The organism is Rhizobium laguerreae (assembly GCF_019778565.1).
GTDB lineage: Bacteria > Pseudomonadota > Alphaproteobacteria > Rhizobiales > Rhizobiaceae > Rhizobium > Rhizobium laguerreae.
On sequence record NZ_JAAXQT010000008.1, the window covers coordinates 206,225 to 220,951 of the forward strand.

Consider the following 14,727-nt stretch of genomic DNA (forward strand, 5'->3'; position numbering starts at 1 on the left):
TCTTTACGGCGTGCCGCTGATGCGGGTTGCCAGGCGACCGTCGATGGTCTTCGTCCCGTAAAGGACGTCGAGACGCCACATGCTTTCGTCCGAGATGCCGTCATAGACCGGGATCACGCGGACGCTGGTGCCCTTGTAGGTCTCGCGGCCAACGTCGACAGCGCCAGGAGGCGAGATGAGCGGCACGGTGATCAGCGCGAACGCCTTTTCCGTGAAGATCATGTTCTGGCGATAGTTGGTCGAAGCCGAGCCGACGAAGGTGACGGGCTGGTTGTTCAGGTCGGTGACGCCCTGGACATCGACGTTCTTGAATGCGCCGGTCCAGATCATCGCCGGGGTGATGACCAGATCGGTTTCGGAGCCAGCGGCCGTCACATCGGAAACGACCGTGAACATCTTCAGGAACGAGAGCGGCGCCTTGGTGACCGGGTTGACGTCATAGACGCCATCGATCGTGAAGACGTCGCCGGCCTTGACGGTCTGCGTTGCACCGCCAAGCGCGTCGATGTGGATGGTCTGCTGGTTGGTGTCCTTCACGGCGTCATAGGTGATCGTCGAAGTCGTGATGGAAAGGTCGATCAGGATCGAGCCGGATCGCGAGCCAGTCGTATGCGTGGCGACGTTCTGCGTCATGTACATATCGACATTGGCGACCATGCCGGTGTTGCCCTGACGATAGGCCGGCTTGGTGATCGTGTCGTTGTAAAGCGTCGTCTGAGAGCCGACGAGCGCCCAGTGGTCCGCGGGGCAAAGAACCGACGTGCGGCCATCCTGGGGAACTGCGCCTTCATCAAGGCGTTCCGGGCCTTTTGCAAAGTCCGCAAACGAGTTGATGAGGTTGCCGGGAGTACCGACCCAGTTCGGGATGTTCTTGTATTCCGCCATCAGATCGACGTCGAGCTGGTTGGCGAGCTGGACCATTGCAGGCCGGATGACGCGGTCGGACAGGTCCTTGATGTTCAAGGTCAGCTCCTGGGAGGTGAACTTGAAGTCGATGCCCTTGCGCTTGTTGACCTGAATGGTGGTCTTGCCTTCCGTCACGTTCTGGGCGGACGCGGTGGCGCCGTCGCGAACGGTGAAGTCGGTCGGCTTGCGGATGGTGAGCGTGTCGCCGACCGTGTAGCCGTTGACCTTCTTGGTGATGTCTTCCTCGTAGCCGCGGAAGACCTTGCGTGCCATGACCAGCTCGTTGTCGAGAATAGCCACGGCCGCCTTCGCGATGATGCTCGCGGAAAGCGTTGTATTTGCCATTGACGTTTACCTTCGGGAAATGCGCTAGATCAGCGCTTGTTGATCCATTTCGCGAAGTCATCCATCCCCATCTTTTCCGGCGGCACGCGAGCTGCCGAAGCCTTGGCGGCGACGGTTTCGAGTGGCTTTGGAACGATGGTTGTGTTTGGCTTCGGCTGTGCGGTCTTCTGCATCATTGCCTGATGGCCGAGATGGGCGAGGAACAGGATTTCATACGTCTGCGGGCTGTAGGCGTTCTGCAACGCTTCGCGCGTAAAGCCCTTGCCGAGTGCGAAATCGGTGATCTTCTTGTCCATGTCCTCGGTCCAGCCGGGGATGCTCTTCTCCGCAAACGCGCGTGTTTCCCGAAGTCGATTGGCTGTGTCCAGCTTCGCTTTTTCGGACAGTTCGTTTGTCGTGTGTGTCAGGTAGCCTGCGACCTGACCGCGCTCTTCTTTCAGCGTCTGGTAATTCCGCCAGTGCGACATGGCCGCCATGGGGTCTTCGTTTTCCAGCTGCTGCCAGTTGACGCCTTCATATTGCTTCAACTGGGAATCGATGTGGTGAATGTGGGCTTTCGCCTCGATCACCTCCTGCGACGTCTGGAAGATCTGATCGGCCTCGGCTCGCTTGGCCTCGATGGCCTTGCGCTCTTCCGCGACTTCCTGGGTCTTCCGGGTGTAATCCTGCTGGCGAAGGAGCGCGTCCTTCAGTTCAGCCGGGATTTTGTGCTTCTTCCCGTCGTAGTCGACCTCGACAAGCTCCGGCTCTGCTTCGCCGTCGCCTTCCTGGCCTTCCGCGCCCTCTGCTTCAGTCGCAGTCTCTTCCGTCTCGACGTCGGATACTGCGTTGTCTGCCGTGTTGGTCTGCTGTTCTCCGCCTGCAGGCATAGCCTGTGCTTCGGCAACAGCCGTCAAAGCCTCATCCATAGAGGTTCACTCCGTTTTCCGGTTGGTGATAGGGAATTGCGCCGCTTACCCTTGGCGCGCGGGAGCTTGTGAGGCCTGTTTGGCCTTGGCGATGTTCGATTGATGGGCCTGATCGGCCTTCTGAGCGACGGACAAAGCGTGCGTCGTCAGCGTGGTTTCTTTATCCTGCATGATCTTGATGTGATCGTTCTGCAGATCACCTTCGACCTTTATGCGCTGCGTCTGCGCGTTGAACTGGTCGACGCTCTTGTCGGCTTCCAGCGCCTGGACCTTCTGCGTCAACTCCTGAATGGCCTGCTGTCCCTCTTGGACCATCTGCTGAACTTCAGGCGGCAAGCCCTGCTGTTGTTTCAGCGCCGGGTTGATGGCCTTCAGGCGCTCGGCAATCTCTTCTGAGCCAGGCCAATCGAGGTTTTTCGCCAGAATGTCGCCGATGACAGGCGCTGCATCCGGGAAGGCACGGACGAATTCCGTCATCTGGTAGGCGGCTTCCTCGCGCTTCGTGGTGAAGCTCGGGCCGGTCGTTACCGTCAGGTCGTATTTGCCAGAGGTCAGGCTATAGACGCCCTGCATGGGCTCGCCCTGGGCATTGGTGACCGGCTGGCCATTCTGGTCCAGTTGTGGCTTTGGTTCCTGAGCGTTGATCGTGACGGCTCGCTGTGACCCATCCTCGCCAACCACGCGAATGATGCGCTCCTGCGTGTAGACCTTCGGAATCATATCGATCAGGATGCGGCCGGTGTGGCGAATGGCCCGCGACAGATTGTCGATGAAGTGGAACGTGGCAACATCGCCTTCCCTCTGGCGGGCCATGATCGCCTTGCCGCTGGTCTCATTCGATCGAGCGCCAAGGGAGGCATCGTAAATGCCCATGATCGCCTTCATGTCGTCGGAAGAGTTCAACGCCTCCTGCAGAGCGCCAGCCGCCGGCCCACTGTCGAGCGGAATGCGCTGCGGGGCTTCGGTGTCGTATTCGAGATATGCGTGGCTCTTCGTGTTAGACGTCGCCCAATTGGCGGAGTCTCCATCAAACGTGCCCTTGCGGCCGATCCATGGCGATTTCGGCGCCAGCGCAACAAGCTCCGTGCTCGTCGTGCGCCAGTAGTTGAACATCCGCTGCGCATCCTTGGCGCTGTGGATCAGACTGCGGAAATAGCGCTTGCCCTCGACGATGATCTCATCACCGTAAACCGGGACGATCGGGATATAGCAGCCGAGCCAGTCGTTCGTCTTGATGACGTCGGCGCCGGTCATGATGTATTGCGTGACCTTGTGCGAGTTGGCGGTGCGAGACTGCTTTATCTGAAGCACGCCCTCGTTGATAAGCACCATGGTCATCGGGTCTTGCTTGGTCATCTCCTCGTCGAGAACACGCCCATCGGAAAGCAGGATGATCTTCTTCTCGACCTGCTCTCTCTTCCACCATTCGCCGATGACAACGGTCTTGTCGTCAAGCCAATCGTTTGACTGGCTCCAGGCATCGCTTTCGAAGTCGACTGCCATCTCTCCGTCATCGACGTTCTTCTTACCCTTGTACTTTCGGGCAAACTCCTCACGGCTCAGGCGATCGACGATGAAGGCGCTGTTCCAATCGCTGGAATCGGCTTCCGTGCTGTCAGGATCGCCGTAGACGGAAAACTGGTTGGCGACACGCTTGATGCAGAGATCAAGGTCGAAGCTGTCGTCATAGGCGTAGTCAAGCCCGATGCGCCAATAGCCGAAGCCACCCGAGACGCTGGCCTCGATCGCGGTGTCATAGGCGACATCCGCATTCGAGGTATATTCGATGTTGCGGATAAGCCCGTTCATCACGTCAGCGGTCTGAACATCAGCCCCGCTGTCGACCGGATGGATCTTGATCGACGGCTTGTTCTGCCTGGAGTCGTTGACGACCTGGCGAATGAAGGCCGGCATCTTGTTGATGGTCAGGCAGGGGCGGAACTCGATCTCCCGCTGCTTGACGATCTTTTCGGGCCATTGCTCGCCCAGACGGGAAAACCGGATGTCCTCAAGCGCCTCGCTGCGGTTTTCGTCCTCGAAGTCAGAGACGCGCCGGAACGCCTCCTTGGCTTCCGTGAGGATGTCTTCCATATCAGCCATGAATCATCCCATCCAACTGCCGGCGCCCGCATTCCGCGGATCATGCTTCTTTTGTGCGGTCGGCTCTTCGTAGACGACGCAGCCAAGGCCAAATCCGTCAGCACCGTGCGAGGCCCAATCGTGCTCTGGACCAAGGCCAATGCCGCGCGCTTCGTCTTTCTTCTCGTGATACCAACCGAGAGCAGCCCTGCCGCCTTCTGTGGTGTCGGCGTTGAACCACATGTTCGGGAAGAGCCTGCGAGCGGCTTCGATGCGAGCTGCTGCAGCGCCCTTGCCCTGGTTGGGAACAACCGTCACCCGATAGCCTGCGTCACGCAGGGCGCTTTCGTAGGAGACGTCGTAAACCTTGTCGTTGGTCGAGCCATCGTGCGGCAACCAGAACTGCGCGCGATCGGGCGTGTAGCCCTTTGATCTGCACCAGTTGAGGTGAGACGCGAGCGGCTGGCCAACAGCCTCGTAATAATCGAGCCAGCGGATCTCCTTGCCGATGAACTGACAGGGCCAGATCGTGAAGGCGTCGGCTTTGGCGCCAGTTCCACCAATGTCGCAGATGAGGCGAATGGTCATCAGCGGGTCGGCGGCAACCTTGCCTATGCGGCCCTCTGCCTTTGCCTCTGCAAGGTGCTTGGCATAATAGGCGCCAGCTGCCACGGTCAAATAGCCACCTTCCCAGATGTGATCGTATTGGTCAGGCTGCATGCGAAGACAGTCGAGACGCTCTTGCTCAAGCTCTGGCGTAAGCCAAGGGTTGTCGCGCCAATTGGCAGTGACCAGAACAGAGCCGGTTGGTCTCTCCTCGCCACACATCATCACGTCGACAGGATCGACCTTGCGGCGCGGGTTCCAGCTAAACCAGATCTCTGAGCCTGGAGCGCGGATCGTCGGCCGGAGCAGGTTGAGCGACCGCATCGAGGCCGTCTGCGCTTCTTCCCACCATGCCCGCTTGAAGCCTTCGAGCGACTTGATGGATTCCGCAGTGTGGTCCTGCATGCCCTGGAAGATGATCGCGCCATCGCCAGGCGTTTCGATCGTGTCGCGAAAGACCTTGAAGCCATCAGCTTCACCAAGACCGAAATCTGCGAGCTTGCTTTCGAGCAGGCGCTTGGATGAGTCGGCAAGCGTCTTCTGCACTTCACGGATGCAGACCGAGAGCATCCCTTGTTCCGCGAGATGATCCTCAATCATCAGGCCGCCGAAGAAATGGGATTTCCCTGAGCCGCGGCCGCCTTTTGCGCCTTTGTATCGAGCTGGCCCAAGGAGAGGTTCGAAAACCTCAGCTGTTGGGATCTGAAGGACGGACAATGCGGCGTTCGATGATGTGGGTAAGAGGGTGGTCAGGATCGCCGGCTATCTGCATCGGCAGAACCTTGCCAAGGAGAGCCATGAATGGTCCTGGGTTTGCCGCGGCCTGTATTTCGAGATAGCCGACCAGTCCATCCTTACCGCCTGCTTTGGTTGCTGCCTGAAGGATCGCATCCTTGAGAAGCGCGGTCGTCTTGTTCGGCGTTCCCTTGGCTCTGCCTGTCTTTGACCTATCGAGCCCTACTTTAGGAGTTTCAGTCACGTGCTGCACTCCCTCTCAGGTTGGTGCAAATGTAATTGTGTTACGCCAGTGCGACGATTGTCGTGGCCGTGGTGCTGGTGGAGTTGACGCGGGTGACCTCGATCGGCAGGACAGAACCAGCCGTTACGCCGGTCAGGACGACCGTGGCGAGCTTCTTCGTTGCCGGGTCGAAAGCCTGGACCGAGAGATTCCCAGCGCCACCGACGAAAAGAGCGCGCGTCGGGATAACCAAGTCAACGGTATCCGAAGGCGTGACCGCCCATACCCAGCCAGCCGGCTTGATGGCGTCGAAGCTGCTTGCCATTTGGATTTCTCCTGAAGTTCGAGATCAGACGGCCTAAAACAGCCCGTTTTCAATCATTTAGTGTATAGGCCCCGTATCCGAGACCATTTTCATGCCGCCGATACAACTTCGCAGGTTGTATTTGGCCTATAGCGCCTTCCAAACGTTCTCACCCATCGGCTGTGGCCTGGCGCAACCTGCCAGGATCAGGAACGGCGTAGCGAGCGCAATGGCGAGGCCAATCCATATGGCGATGATGATGAGGTTTCTCATATGATCCCTCGGCGGTAGCGGTTCCAGAAGGTCATGTGCGGGTGACGGCTTTGACGGCCCACATTGCCGACGTTCCCGCATTGGTGAGAGCGATAGACATCTCTCGCGAATGCTCATGGGACTTGAGGAGATCGATGTAAGCCTGAGCAGCGTTGCGAATGTCCTGAATGGCTTCCGCCTGCTCAATGGACGGCTGAATGCTGTCAGTCTCTTTGATCATCTCACTACCTCAGAATATGCAGGAAGGGCTTTAGGCGAGCAGTTCCTTGAACCGCTTGACGTACTTGTCAAGCTCGGCACCGGCGTCGGCCGCGTCAACGAACTCCTGCGCTGCTGTCTTGAACTCTTCGAGGAGGCTGGCGCTCGGTAGATCTATGGCTGGTGAGTTGACATGGCCGAACAAGTGTTCAGAGGCCATGTCCACAGGCCGGCTCTTGTTGGTCACGAGCGCGAAATCATCTCGCATGTTGCCGGTCTCCCGCTTTGAAAGCATCGGCCGCGCGCTGCAGCGCATCTGCTACGCTATTCAGGCTGCGTTCGTCGTCAGCCACATCCTCGACGAAGATTTCCAGCCGATCATCCCAATGATGCATGATGCGCACCGTGTAGACGACCGGTGGACGCCGATCGGAAAGGCTGACGACCTTGCTCATGCCGGGATCGGCGGTTCAGGATACTCGCCCACTTCGCAAGCGTTTGAATTCAATGGCGTCCGCAATATGCTGACGGCACCGGAGTCGATTTGCCTTTGCATGTCGGCTTGAGCGGCGACCGCTGGATGAATCGGGTATTTAATGCGGTCATCGCCAGCCGCCCAGCCAAGCTGCTGGTGCTCGACCCTGCACACGGCGTAGCCGATCTCGTAGGCACCCTCAGCCGTGCTGTATTCACCGCCTATCTGAGTGGAGCCACCAACGCCTCTGCCGTTTTCATCTGGGCCAGACGTTTCGTAGCGGGTCACGATGTAACGAGTGATGGGGCGAATGCTATATTCGATAAGCATTGTCATTTTCCTCATGCTGAAAGCGACCGCCGCAGCGGCCTATCCGAACCATTTCGGAATTCTGGAATACAAAGAGCCCGCCACTGTGAGCGACGGGCTATGGGATGGTAGGTTGCCCCAGAGGCAGGCTCCCGGCGGGATTCGAACACCGCGACCTCCAGGGATTTAGCCAAGCGCTCTATCCAGCTGAGCTACGGGAGCCTGTTTGTCCTCTGAGAGGGCTATGGGATGGTGGTGATGGGTACGGGGGCTGGGATGCACCCCAGCTGTCAGACCCTAATCGGAGAGAGCGGATTATGAGCCCGTCACTCTGGTTCCGATATCGTAAGGCCATGGCTCACTTGCCAACCCCGATCTTGTTGAGGCATTTGCCTCGAATGGCTTTGGAAGAATGGCAGAGATCAGCGTTTCTCTTTATCGTGCCAGACATTTCGCTGAATGTGGCTGGCCATCCATTCCAAATCGTGGCCTCATCTGGAGGCGAAAATCTCAGTATGTGATTTACCAACACAATTAACTGATTTGGTATGCGTTGGCAACTGCTTGCGATTGCCCAAGGCCGTTAATCCCCTGCGCAACCAGAGGATCTGCTGAGGACCCATGCTTCGGAGATGCTCGTAATCCATCACTGCCAGGTTATGAACGAGCGCGCGGACCTGGGGGCCGTCCTCTAGGCGCAAGAGGATGCCGATCGCCTCCATCATCGCGTTGCTCGCCTTGCGCGCTCTATCCGTGACGCTCTCCGACTGTTCGCCATCATGGCCCTTGACCGAGAACAGCGATTGCGCCCTGGCGCTCGGGAACGGAATGCCGGTGAGCCGATGATAGCGGCTGATGATCTCGGCGTACTCATCGCCGGCCTTGCGCTGGTCTTCGGTGATCCTGCCGTCGAGGAACATGCGCCCGAGGGTGTAGCCTGCGAATGGGCTCTTCACCGTATCGTCAGTCACCTTCTCGCTCCAGCCGTCGATGCGCCGCCTTGCCTCGATCGCCACGCTCATTGCTTCCTTCTGCGTTTCGCTACGCTTTATGTCGCCGCTCGGGTAACGCTCTCCCTCTTTGCGGGGACGGCCTGCGCCGTTCGTCCGTTTTACCTTCAGCTTAGTGGATTTGCCGCCCATGGTGTCCTCGCTATTGAATTAGGCCAGATCGAAATGCCGCCGCTACGAGTGCCGTGTCTTTGTAGACGCCGAACTTTTCCCGCAGCCTGACTTGATAGGTGTAGACCGTGTGAATCGACAGGCTTAGGATGGTGGCCATCTCCGGCCCTGTCTTGCCATCGCAGAGGAGCTTGATGATTTCTGTTTCTCTCGGGGTGATGTTGAGGTCTGTCATGCCGACACCCATGGCCGATAGGCGCGGTCCGCGTGGTGCTGGCAGTAGACCGGTCCGCCGGTCGCTTCAGCGCAGAAAAGCCAAGGGCCGCCGTTTGTCAGCGCCCATTTGCATTCATGCGTTCCGAGATCGATAAGCTCTTTGCCCGTAACAAGCCGAGCTTCGTCATCCACGTGCGTTCGCAGCAAAGGCGACACGCCGGCAAGGAAATCCGATGCCTCGCGCTGGACGGCCTCCATACGGGCTCTTCTGGTATTGTTCATGCCCCAGAGCTTGTTGCCGACGTTATTATGGAGCGTCTTTGCCCTTGCTTCACCTGGGAGCTTCGGCTGCGGCTTCCTGCCGCCGGTCCTGGCATAGCGCGGCGGTGCATCCCCTCTGCGCTTCGGGAAGCGATCTCGATCGCGGGCCATCATCCCTGATATCTTGCTACGGGTGACGCCGTAGCGGGCCGCGATATCGGTGATAGACAGCCCCTCGTTCCACATCTCGGCGGCGGCGACCTTATCTATTTCAATGTGGATGTTCATGATGCCATCCTCTGTCTTGCAGTGGATGTGCGCCCGAAGGCATAGAGAACCGTCGTCCAGTGCCGGTCGAACAGGATCCCGATCTTTGGGGTGCTGAGACGCGGATAGCGCGCCGCCACTTCATGCATAAGCCATTTCCTGAACGGCCATAGCTTTTGCGTCCCTCGCCCGCGGTGGCGTAGCAGAGTGGCGTATTCGATCCCCACAATCCGGCAGTGAGCCTTGATGAAAGGTAGCGGGAGCGTTGCAGGGTTGTTGATGCACTGCCATGCCTTCCATGCGTCGACATGGTAATCAGCGTCAGGACGGACGTGGACGAATATTGTCTTTCGGCGTTCTGTCGGAGCCGCCTTGGCGTTTTTCCCAAGACGCATGTTCAGGGCGACAATCTGCGCCGTGGTGAAGGTGTTTGCCTCTGCTTGGACGTTCACTCTGCCGCCTCCTTGTTGTCGTCTTTTGCCGCACTGGCGATGATCGGATTGTCGGGAAACATCTCTGCTAGCTTCTTCTTGGCGCTCTGGCTGCCGTTGGTGGCGTCCTTGAGCAGCTTCAGCTTCTCGGCTGAGACCTTCGGCTGTTCGACCTCTGGCTTGGCCTCGATGCGTGGCCTTCGCTCCGCGGCGATCGACATCTGCTGAAACCGGCATTCCTCGGCGAACTCTGCGCAGCTCGGGGCGAAGGCGTTATTGTGGCCTTCCACCTCGCCTCGCATGAACCGGCCGGCGGCGCGCGCAAGTGCTTCAGGCTCTATGCCGCCAGACGCCATGAGGTAAGCTCGGATCGCCATATCCGGATCAGTGCCTGCCGATGCTGGGAAGCCCGAAAGCATCGCCGCGATAATCGTTGCTGGTGAGGAAGTCGCGCGCTGCGTCACTGATCGTTCTCCTGCCTGTGTTGCGTTGGGCCGGTTGTGTCTCATCTTCCCAGCGGGCTTGATTGAGCCAGGTAGACGCGTGGGGGATGAATTGAGCGTCTCTGCTCTGGAGGTATGGAAGCTGACGGCGAAGGCCGGAGAGGATAACCTCCGGCGCTGTCTGCTTCGTTTCCTTGTCCCATGCCTTCTGGGCTGTGCGCTTCGATACACGGCGCGGGTACAGGGACCAAAATTCGTTGAAGTCGTTCATGCTGCTTCCTCGCATTTGATGAACACTTGACGGGAGATTTCTAAAAACTGATGGACGGTGAAATACCCATCGCCGCGAACATCTTCAGCGCCGATTTTCCTCATCCAATCTTCAGGGGGCATGTCACTCTTCTTGCTGTTGCAGGATCTGCAGCATGGAACGAGATTGCCTGGCTCTGTCTTCCCGCCGGCCGCGACTGGAACGAAATGATCAATCGTCATCTCGTCGACGAGCTTCCAGCAATACGCGCATGTGTCGCCAAACAAGGACATGATCGCGTCAAGCTGCTCGTGGGTTATGTTCACCCCGTTTTCTTTGATCTTTTTGCGTCTTCGGCCGCCCGAAAGCTTCTTGGAGAATTTTGCAAGATCTGGGTTTCGATCTACCCAGGACGCCCTTATGGCCACTCGCTTCTCAGGGTTGCTCTCCGACCATTTCCTGGCTCTGGATTTAGCCGCGTCTGAAGTTCTCGCGTAGTATTCGGCTTTGCGGGCCTTCAGCCTCTCAGGATTATCAATTTCCCATTGCTTGGCGCGGTCTTTCACAGGGTCCGGATTTGCGAGATACCGGCCTTTGACGTATGCCTTTTGGCATTCCTTGCATTGATACGAAGGCTTGCCACGGATCAGGTAAAACCCATCTGCCGGCTTTTGCTCATGACATTTCCTGCAGGACTTCACTTCACGATCTCCACATCAATGCCGAGCAGGCCCTTCATCATCTTGCGCTTGAGCTTGCCCACGGGGGTATCGAAGCCCTTGACGTCGATGCATCGGAAACGGCCGGCGGTGTTATCCCAGAAGCAGAAGTCAGCCCGGAAAGTCGCCATAAGCGCGCCGTTTAGCCCGAGGAGCGCGAATGGGCGCTGCATCTCGACGCCGGTCACCTCTCCGGCCTTCTCGCGGATCTTGAGTTCCGAGTAATAGGCGGCCTCGCGCTTGCTATCGAAGGTGATCCCGTCGATCATGACCTTCTTGTTGCCGTACTTCGCGCGCTTCGGCTTCTGCGCCAGGACGGCTTCACCTTCCTCTCTGGATAGGATGATCTGTCTCATTGACGCGCCCTATCTCTGTAATCGTGGCCGGCAAATTTGATCGGGGCACGCTGGCGTTGTGGCCGCTCGGCGAAGCGCATACGGTAGGCGCCGGGGATGAAGCCATCACGGCCCTCGACACGCGACGTGCTGACCCATTGCAGGCCGTTGCTCGTGGCCGCCTTCAACGCATCGCGCTTCTGCTCCTCGGAGGTTACGATCTCTTCCCAGAATTCGCAGTGTTTGTTGCTCATGCTGCGATCTCCATGTAGGCGCCTATCACTTCTGCCGCGGCTTGCGGGACGATCGCGTTGCCGTAGCCTTTGGCCGCAAGACGTTCCACGGCGACGGATAGCCCATCGCAAGGCAGTAGATCGCTGTAATCACCGTCCAGTGCGCGCCCTGCTCCAGCAAGCGGGTTGCCATCGAAGGAGAATGCCGTCTCCGCTGCGACAGGAAGGCGTTCGAGCGGCTGATATCCCTTCCGTCCCTCGCCGCTGGCGTCGGCCATCCAGAAGAGCCGCTTGCGTCTGTGCCTTGCTCCGACAGCGTTAGCTGGGAGAACGACCGCCGCGCAGGCGTATGACTTCTCTTCCAGGTCAAGGGCGACTTCATCCCACCATCCCCAGCCAATCGCATCTGCAACCTGTTCGCCAAAGACTGTTGCAGGCGATCGCTCGCTGATGAGGTCTCTAAAAGTCGGCCAGAGATGCCGCTCATCGCCTTGGCCTTTCGCTCCGCCATGGGCAACGCTGCCGACAGAGAACGGTTGGCAGGGGCATGAACCTGTCCAAACAGGTCTATTGTCGGGCCATCCCGCAAGGTGAAGTGCGTAGGACCACCCGCCGATTCCAGCGAAAAAATGGCACTGCGTATAGCCTCTAAGGTCGTCGGGCTGGACATCAACAATGCTCCGTTCATCGACGTCGCCAGGCGCTATATGGCCGGCGGCGATCAGGTTTCTCAGCCAAGCGGCCGCATACGGATCGATCTCGTTGTAGTAGGCGGTCACTCGTCGCCATCCTTCTTGTCCCCGATGATCCAGTCGGCCCAGGTGATCCGCTTACCGGCTACCTTCCGCCAGTGTCTCGCCAGCCATGCGCGCGTCGAAGGCGGTAATCTTCGCGTCCAACGCAGCCAGACGGGCACGGAGGCGTTTGGTTTCATTTTGGTGTTCCTCGATTAGTGCTTCTTCTAGTGCCGCCGCTTCTTCCATATCGATGCGACGAGCTTCGCCATTCCAGATCGCCGCCGCGCGCCTGGGGGTGAACTTCTTTTTTACGCGGGGAGAAATGAAGCGATACGCTGCGTAAACCGCGGCCTTGTAGCCACCGTAGTAATCGCGCGGGAAAGCTTCCCTCATCATCCCTTGAGCTGAAAATGTGTCACTCATGCCCTGTTGCCTCTTGGAGTAACGCTCCAACTTCACGTGGTCGTTTTCCGACACCTTGGATTCTCCTGCGGTTATCTTCGCTCTTGTTCACCGGAGCTGCTGAAGATGACCAAACAGGACACTCAGATAATTGGAGACGAAGGGACCGCCCTTGCCGGGGCCTTGGCCCCTTCGTCTCGCTCAGGCACCCGCCGCCGGGAACCAGTTTTTCTTATTCACCAGAGCGCACCGCCGCCCGTTGTCTCCGGTGATGCGATCGAGTCAGATGGAGAAAGTTCATTCGTATCCATTGGCTCGATCGCTATTCGATTGCTTGCGGAGTGGTCACTACCGCGGATGAAAATGCTGCCGACATCGAGGGAGGCCGACGCCGGCAGCGCCTGACAGTCACTCAGGGGTGGGAGGAGGAGCGCTGTCGGGGTTGGTGATTGGTGGAGCAGGTAGGGGCATCCAATGGGTCGGGTAGAAGCCAACGCCCATCGGGAAACCGTCGTGGCTGAGAAGTTCCCATTCTGAGCCGTTATGGACGACGATGCCTTCGTGACCTTTCTGGGGGTTGCATGCCCAAATCGGCTTGTAGTTCCTCGGCGCCGTGCTGATGTCCTGCCACTCGCTCACTTCGACACCTCTGTCGAAACGCGGGCGTAGTGACGAACGAAGCCGTCAGGATGGGAATTGTCATAGTCCAACTCGTCGAGCTCCCGGTCACGGCCGACTGCACATGCAGCGAAGGCAACGACGGTGCAGAAGAAAAAGAAGCCGATGACAAGGGTGACGAAAAGTGGGCCGAGGAAGGTCATAGCGAATCCCTTTCATGGACTTCGTTGGCGAATGGCTGCAGCGCCTTGATGAGGGCGGGGATGTCTTCGAGAGGGATGGCAACCAGCGAGGATGTCATCGGGTTACCGTCCACGACCTTGCTGAGGACAACGCAGTCAGCGGCTCTCGCGATGAGGAGATCTCGAATTCCAGGGATGGAGGACTTGATGATTGTCTCGCTCACGCTGCGTCTCCCCTCTCCTGCTCGTCTAGGGTGGTGTTGGGAGTGGGAATGGGTGCTTTAACGTTGAGCCGCGCCGCTACAACCGGATGTTTTTCCAGGAGCCAAGCGTGGTGATCATGCTCACTGTCATCCATGAACTGGAACCACGGGTATTCTTCGAACCAGAGGTCGTTCAGCTCAGCGTATTCGTTGGCCGCCGCATTGCATTCGAGATGGGTGTAGGTGCCGAAGGGCTCGCCTTCCCATATGCCGAAGTTGTATTTCGCAGGCTCGCCAACGGCGATCATCGTATTGCACTGCTCGCAGCAATGGGCCTTGCGGGCGGCCTTGATCTGTCTCGATTGCAGAGTGGTCATGCTGCGTCCCCCGTCCTCGGCGCGCGCTCTTGGTCGACCTGCAACGGCGTCGGCCAATGCTGCCATGCGATCGGCTCTTCGCCTTTCGACAGACCGGCCCAGCGCTGTTCGTCGGGAATCCAGTACGACCGCAGCGCCTTGGCGCACTTGGTGTTCAGGATGACGTATTCATGCTGAAGCTCGTTGTAGGTGCGCTCGCCCTTGGTGGTCTGGATCGTGCGCGGGACGCTCTTGCTCTTTGGAGCGGCGGCCATGTTCTGGTTCCATGTCATGATGCAGCCACCTTTGAATTTGAGGCGTGGCGTTCTGCCAGCCACTCGAACGTGACGCCGCGGATCTCCCGCGCTTTCGCCGCCGAGACCACCTTGCTCCAGTGTCCGGGAGCGATGCTCTCGCGCAGACGCATCTGCCTGGCAGCTTCGTATCCGCAGCCCACGTCAGCTGCGAATTCGGCGATGGTGGCCCACTTGTCGATGAGGGCAGAAATGGAGGCTGGTTCGTTGCTCATAAACTTAACGTACAAAACGTACGAAGAAATAGCAAGCTAAAATCGTACACACTGCACGATGTT

Annotated in this window: 28 protein-coding genes and 1 tRNA gene; all 29 read right to left on the reverse strand. The window is 58.5% G+C overall.

Features of this window, described 5'->3' with window-relative positions:
• Positions 1–3: 3 nt before the first annotated feature.
• The 29 genes from HFO71_RS23915 to HFO71_RS24050 all read right to left on the reverse strand — a co-directional run bounded on the left by HFO71_RS23915 (position 4) and on the right by HFO71_RS24050 (position 14,664).
• The gene (locus HFO71_RS23915; RefSeq protein ID WP_221988472.1) at positions 4–1,251 is read right to left on the reverse strand and encodes a P22 phage major capsid protein family protein; all 1,248 of its coding nucleotides are present in this window, start codon (positions 1,249–1,251) and stop codon (positions 4–6) included.
• Between the two features lie 29 nt (positions 1,252–1,280).
• Positions 1,281–2,159 (reverse strand): hypothetical protein, encoded by an 879-nt coding sequence (locus HFO71_RS23920; RefSeq protein ID WP_221988474.1) that lies wholly within the window; start codon positions 2,157–2,159, stop codon positions 1,281–1,283.
• 45 nt (positions 2,160–2,204) lie between these two features.
• Positions 2,205–4,259 (reverse strand): portal protein, encoded by a 2,055-nt coding sequence (locus HFO71_RS23925; protein WP_221988476.1) that lies wholly within the window; start codon positions 4,257–4,259, stop codon positions 2,205–2,207.
• Between the two features lie 3 nt (positions 4,260–4,262).
• Positions 4,263–5,561: a PBSX family phage terminase large subunit gene (locus HFO71_RS23930; protein WP_221988477.1), complete on the reverse strand. Its 1,299-nt coding sequence runs from the start codon at positions 5,559–5,561 to the stop codon at positions 4,263–4,265.
• Positions 5,533–5,823, reverse strand: a complete 291-nt coding sequence (locus tag HFO71_RS23935; RefSeq protein WP_245006964.1) for a hypothetical protein — start codon at positions 5,821–5,823, stop codon at positions 5,533–5,535. The genes HFO71_RS23930 and HFO71_RS23935 overlap by 29 nt, the downstream gene beginning before the upstream one ends.
• Before the next feature lie 40 nt (positions 5,824–5,863).
• The gene (locus HFO71_RS23940) at positions 5,864–6,127 is read right to left on the reverse strand and encodes a spike base protein, RCAP_Rcc01079 family (protein WP_221988481.1); all 264 of its coding nucleotides are present in this window, start codon (positions 6,125–6,127) and stop codon (positions 5,864–5,866) included.
• A gap of 126 nt (positions 6,128–6,253) precedes the next feature.
• Entirely contained in the window at positions 6,254–6,379 is a 126-nt protein-coding gene (locus HFO71_RS36225) for a hypothetical protein (RefSeq protein WP_276522909.1), read from the reverse strand.
• A gap of 31 nt (positions 6,380–6,410) precedes the next feature.
• A complete protein-coding gene (locus tag HFO71_RS23945; protein ID WP_221988483.1) occupies positions 6,411–6,599 on the reverse strand; it encodes an Acb2/Tad1 domain-containing protein in 189 nt (62 codons plus the stop codon).
• 30 nt (positions 6,600–6,629) lie between these two features.
• The gene (locus HFO71_RS23950; protein ID WP_221988485.1) at positions 6,630–6,845 is read right to left on the reverse strand and encodes a hypothetical protein; all 216 of its coding nucleotides are present in this window, start codon (positions 6,843–6,845) and stop codon (positions 6,630–6,632) included.
• Positions 6,835–7,032, reverse strand: coding sequence for a hypothetical protein (locus HFO71_RS23955; RefSeq protein WP_221988487.1), 198 nt, complete (start codon positions 7,030–7,032; stop codon positions 6,835–6,837). The genes HFO71_RS23950 and HFO71_RS23955 overlap by 11 nt, the downstream gene beginning before the upstream one ends.
• Positions 7,029–7,382, reverse strand: a complete 354-nt coding sequence (locus HFO71_RS23960; protein WP_221988489.1) for a hypothetical protein — start codon at positions 7,380–7,382, stop codon at positions 7,029–7,031. The genes HFO71_RS23955 and HFO71_RS23960 overlap by 4 nt, the downstream gene beginning before the upstream one ends.
• Before the next feature lie 126 nt (positions 7,383–7,508).
• Positions 7,509–7,583: transfer RNA gene (locus tag HFO71_RS23965), tRNA-Phe, on the reverse strand.
• Positions 7,584–7,852: 269 nt separating this feature from the next.
• Positions 7,853–8,503 (reverse strand): hypothetical protein, encoded by a 651-nt coding sequence (locus HFO71_RS23970; protein ID WP_245006965.1) that lies wholly within the window; start codon positions 8,501–8,503, stop codon positions 7,853–7,855.
• Positions 8,504–8,513: 10 nt separating this feature from the next.
• A complete protein-coding gene (locus tag HFO71_RS23975; protein WP_221988491.1) occupies positions 8,514–8,717 on the reverse strand; it encodes a response regulator transcription factor in 204 nt (67 codons plus the stop codon).
• Positions 8,714–9,247 (reverse strand): GcrA family cell cycle regulator, encoded by a 534-nt coding sequence (locus HFO71_RS23980; protein WP_221988492.1) that lies wholly within the window; start codon positions 9,245–9,247, stop codon positions 8,714–8,716. Before HFO71_RS23980 ends, HFO71_RS23975 begins: the two co-directional genes overlap by 4 nt.
• Entirely contained in the window at positions 9,244–9,678 is a 435-nt protein-coding gene (locus HFO71_RS23985) for a hypothetical protein (RefSeq protein ID WP_221988493.1), read from the reverse strand. The genes HFO71_RS23980 and HFO71_RS23985 overlap by 4 nt, the downstream gene beginning before the upstream one ends.
• Entirely contained in the window at positions 9,675–10,076 is a 402-nt protein-coding gene (locus tag HFO71_RS23990; protein WP_221988494.1) for a hypothetical protein, read from the reverse strand. The genes HFO71_RS23985 and HFO71_RS23990 overlap by 4 nt, the downstream gene beginning before the upstream one ends.
• A complete protein-coding gene (locus HFO71_RS23995) occupies positions 10,042–10,371 on the reverse strand; it encodes a hypothetical protein (protein ID WP_221988495.1) in 330 nt (109 codons plus the stop codon). The genes HFO71_RS23990 and HFO71_RS23995 overlap by 35 nt, the downstream gene beginning before the upstream one ends.
• A complete protein-coding gene (locus HFO71_RS36330; RefSeq protein ID WP_221988496.1) occupies positions 10,368–11,051 on the reverse strand; it encodes an HNH endonuclease in 684 nt (227 codons plus the stop codon). Before HFO71_RS36330 ends, HFO71_RS23995 begins: the two co-directional genes overlap by 4 nt.
• Positions 11,048–11,425, reverse strand: coding sequence for a DUF1064 domain-containing protein (locus HFO71_RS24005; RefSeq protein WP_221988497.1), 378 nt, complete (start codon positions 11,423–11,425; stop codon positions 11,048–11,050). The genes HFO71_RS36330 and HFO71_RS24005 overlap by 4 nt, the downstream gene beginning before the upstream one ends.
• On the reverse strand, positions 11,422–11,658 hold the full coding sequence (locus tag HFO71_RS24010) for an SH3 domain-containing protein (RefSeq protein ID WP_221988498.1): 237 nt from the start codon (positions 11,656–11,658) through the stop codon (positions 11,422–11,424). Before HFO71_RS24010 ends, HFO71_RS24005 begins: the two co-directional genes overlap by 4 nt.
• A complete protein-coding gene (locus HFO71_RS24015) occupies positions 11,655–12,416 on the reverse strand; it encodes a DNA cytosine methyltransferase (RefSeq protein WP_221988499.1) in 762 nt (253 codons plus the stop codon). Before HFO71_RS24015 ends, HFO71_RS24010 begins: the two co-directional genes overlap by 4 nt.
• 51 nt (positions 12,417–12,467) lie before the next feature.
• Complete coding sequence (locus HFO71_RS24020) at positions 12,468–12,851, reverse strand: hypothetical protein (protein WP_338150489.1); 384 nt, start codon at positions 12,849–12,851, stop codon at positions 12,468–12,470.
• A 333-nt stretch (positions 12,852–13,184) separates the two neighbouring features.
• Entirely contained in the window at positions 13,185–13,415 is a 231-nt protein-coding gene (locus tag HFO71_RS36475; RefSeq protein ID WP_221988500.1) for a DUF551 domain-containing protein, read from the reverse strand.
• Positions 13,412–13,597 (reverse strand): hypothetical protein, encoded by a 186-nt coding sequence (locus HFO71_RS24030; protein WP_221988502.1) that lies wholly within the window; start codon positions 13,595–13,597, stop codon positions 13,412–13,414. The genes HFO71_RS36475 and HFO71_RS24030 overlap by 4 nt, the downstream gene beginning before the upstream one ends.
• Positions 13,594–13,800 (reverse strand): hypothetical protein, encoded by a 207-nt coding sequence (locus tag HFO71_RS24035; protein WP_221988504.1) that lies wholly within the window; start codon positions 13,798–13,800, stop codon positions 13,594–13,596. Before HFO71_RS24035 ends, HFO71_RS24030 begins: the two co-directional genes overlap by 4 nt.
• Positions 13,797–14,156: a hypothetical protein gene (locus HFO71_RS24040; RefSeq protein ID WP_221988505.1), complete on the reverse strand. Its 360-nt coding sequence runs from the start codon at positions 14,154–14,156 to the stop codon at positions 13,797–13,799. Before HFO71_RS24040 ends, HFO71_RS24035 begins: the two co-directional genes overlap by 4 nt.
• Positions 14,153–14,428, reverse strand: coding sequence for a hypothetical protein (locus tag HFO71_RS24045; RefSeq protein WP_221988506.1), 276 nt, complete (start codon positions 14,426–14,428; stop codon positions 14,153–14,155). The genes HFO71_RS24040 and HFO71_RS24045 overlap by 4 nt, the downstream gene beginning before the upstream one ends.
• Positions 14,425–14,664 carry a hypothetical protein gene (locus HFO71_RS24050; protein ID WP_221988507.1) on the reverse strand — a complete coding sequence of 80 codons (240 nt, stop codon included), beginning with the start codon at positions 14,662–14,664 and terminating at the stop codon, positions 14,425–14,427. The genes HFO71_RS24045 and HFO71_RS24050 overlap by 4 nt, the downstream gene beginning before the upstream one ends.
• Positions 14,665–14,727: the final 63 nt, after the last annotated feature.

Excerpts from the sequence above, each read along its gene's own strand:
- HFO71_RS23915 (WP_221988472.1), bottom strand. The coding sequence starts at position 1,251 with ATGGCAAATACAACGCTTTCCGCGAGCATCATCGCGAAGGCGGCCGTG.
- HFO71_RS23920 (WP_221988474.1), bottom strand. The coding sequence starts at position 2,159 with ATGGATGAGGCTTTGACGGCTGTTGCCGAAGCACAGGCTATGCCTGCA.
- HFO71_RS23925 (WP_221988476.1), bottom strand. The coding sequence starts at position 4,259 with ATGGCTGATATGGAAGACATCCTCACGGAAGCCAAGGAGGCGTTCCGG.
- HFO71_RS23940 (WP_221988481.1), bottom strand. The coding sequence starts at position 6,127 with ATGGCAAGCAGCTTCGACGCCATCAAGCCGGCTGGCTGGGTATGGGCG.
- HFO71_RS36225 (WP_276522909.1), bottom strand. The coding sequence starts at position 6,379 with ATGAGAAACCTCATCATCATCGCCATATGGATTGGCCTCGCCATTGCG.
- HFO71_RS23945 (WP_221988483.1), bottom strand. The coding sequence starts at position 6,599 with ATGATCAAAGAGACTGACAGCATTCAGCCGTCCATTGAGCAGGCGGAA.
- HFO71_RS23950 (WP_221988485.1), bottom strand. The coding sequence starts at position 6,845 with ATGCGAGATGATTTCGCGCTCGTGACCAACAAGAGCCGGCCTGTGGAC.
- HFO71_RS23955 (WP_221988487.1), bottom strand. The coding sequence starts at position 7,032 with ATGAGCAAGGTCGTCAGCCTTTCCGATCGGCGTCCACCGGTCGTCTAC.
- HFO71_RS23960 (WP_221988489.1), bottom strand. The coding sequence starts at position 7,382 with ATGCTTATCGAATATAGCATTCGCCCCATCACTCGTTACATCGTGACC.
- HFO71_RS23970 (WP_245006965.1), bottom strand. The coding sequence starts at position 8,503 with ATGGGCGGCAAATCCACTAAGCTGAAGGTAAAACGGACGAACGGCGCA.
- HFO71_RS23975 (WP_221988491.1), bottom strand. The coding sequence starts at position 8,717 with ATGACAGACCTCAACATCACCCCGAGAGAAACAGAAATCATCAAGCTC.
- HFO71_RS23980 (WP_221988492.1), bottom strand. The coding sequence starts at position 9,247 with ATGAACATCCACATTGAAATAGATAAGGTCGCCGCCGCCGAGATGTGG.
- HFO71_RS23990 (WP_221988494.1), bottom strand. The coding sequence starts at position 10,076 with ATGCTTTCGGGCTTCCCAGCATCGGCAGGCACTGATCCGGATATGGCG.
- HFO71_RS23995 (WP_221988495.1), bottom strand. The coding sequence starts at position 10,371 with ATGAACGACTTCAACGAATTTTGGTCCCTGTACCCGCGCCGTGTATCG.
- HFO71_RS24005 (WP_221988497.1), bottom strand. The coding sequence starts at position 11,425 with ATGAGACAGATCATCCTATCCAGAGAGGAAGGTGAAGCCGTCCTGGCG.
- HFO71_RS24010 (WP_221988498.1), bottom strand. The coding sequence starts at position 11,658 with ATGAGCAACAAACACTGCGAATTCTGGGAAGAGATCGTAACCTCCGAG.
- HFO71_RS24030 (WP_221988502.1), bottom strand. The coding sequence starts at position 13,597 with ATGACCTTCCTCGGCCCACTTTTCGTCACCCTTGTCATCGGCTTCTTT.
- HFO71_RS24040 (WP_221988505.1), bottom strand. The coding sequence starts at position 14,156 with ATGACCACTCTGCAATCGAGACAGATCAAGGCCGCCCGCAAGGCCCAT.
- HFO71_RS24045 (WP_221988506.1), bottom strand. The coding sequence starts at position 14,428 with ATGACATGGAACCAGAACATGGCCGCCGCTCCAAAGAGCAAGAGCGTC.
- HFO71_RS24050 (WP_221988507.1), bottom strand. The coding sequence starts at position 14,664 with ATGAGCAACGAACCAGCCTCCATTTCTGCCCTCATCGACAAGTGGGCC.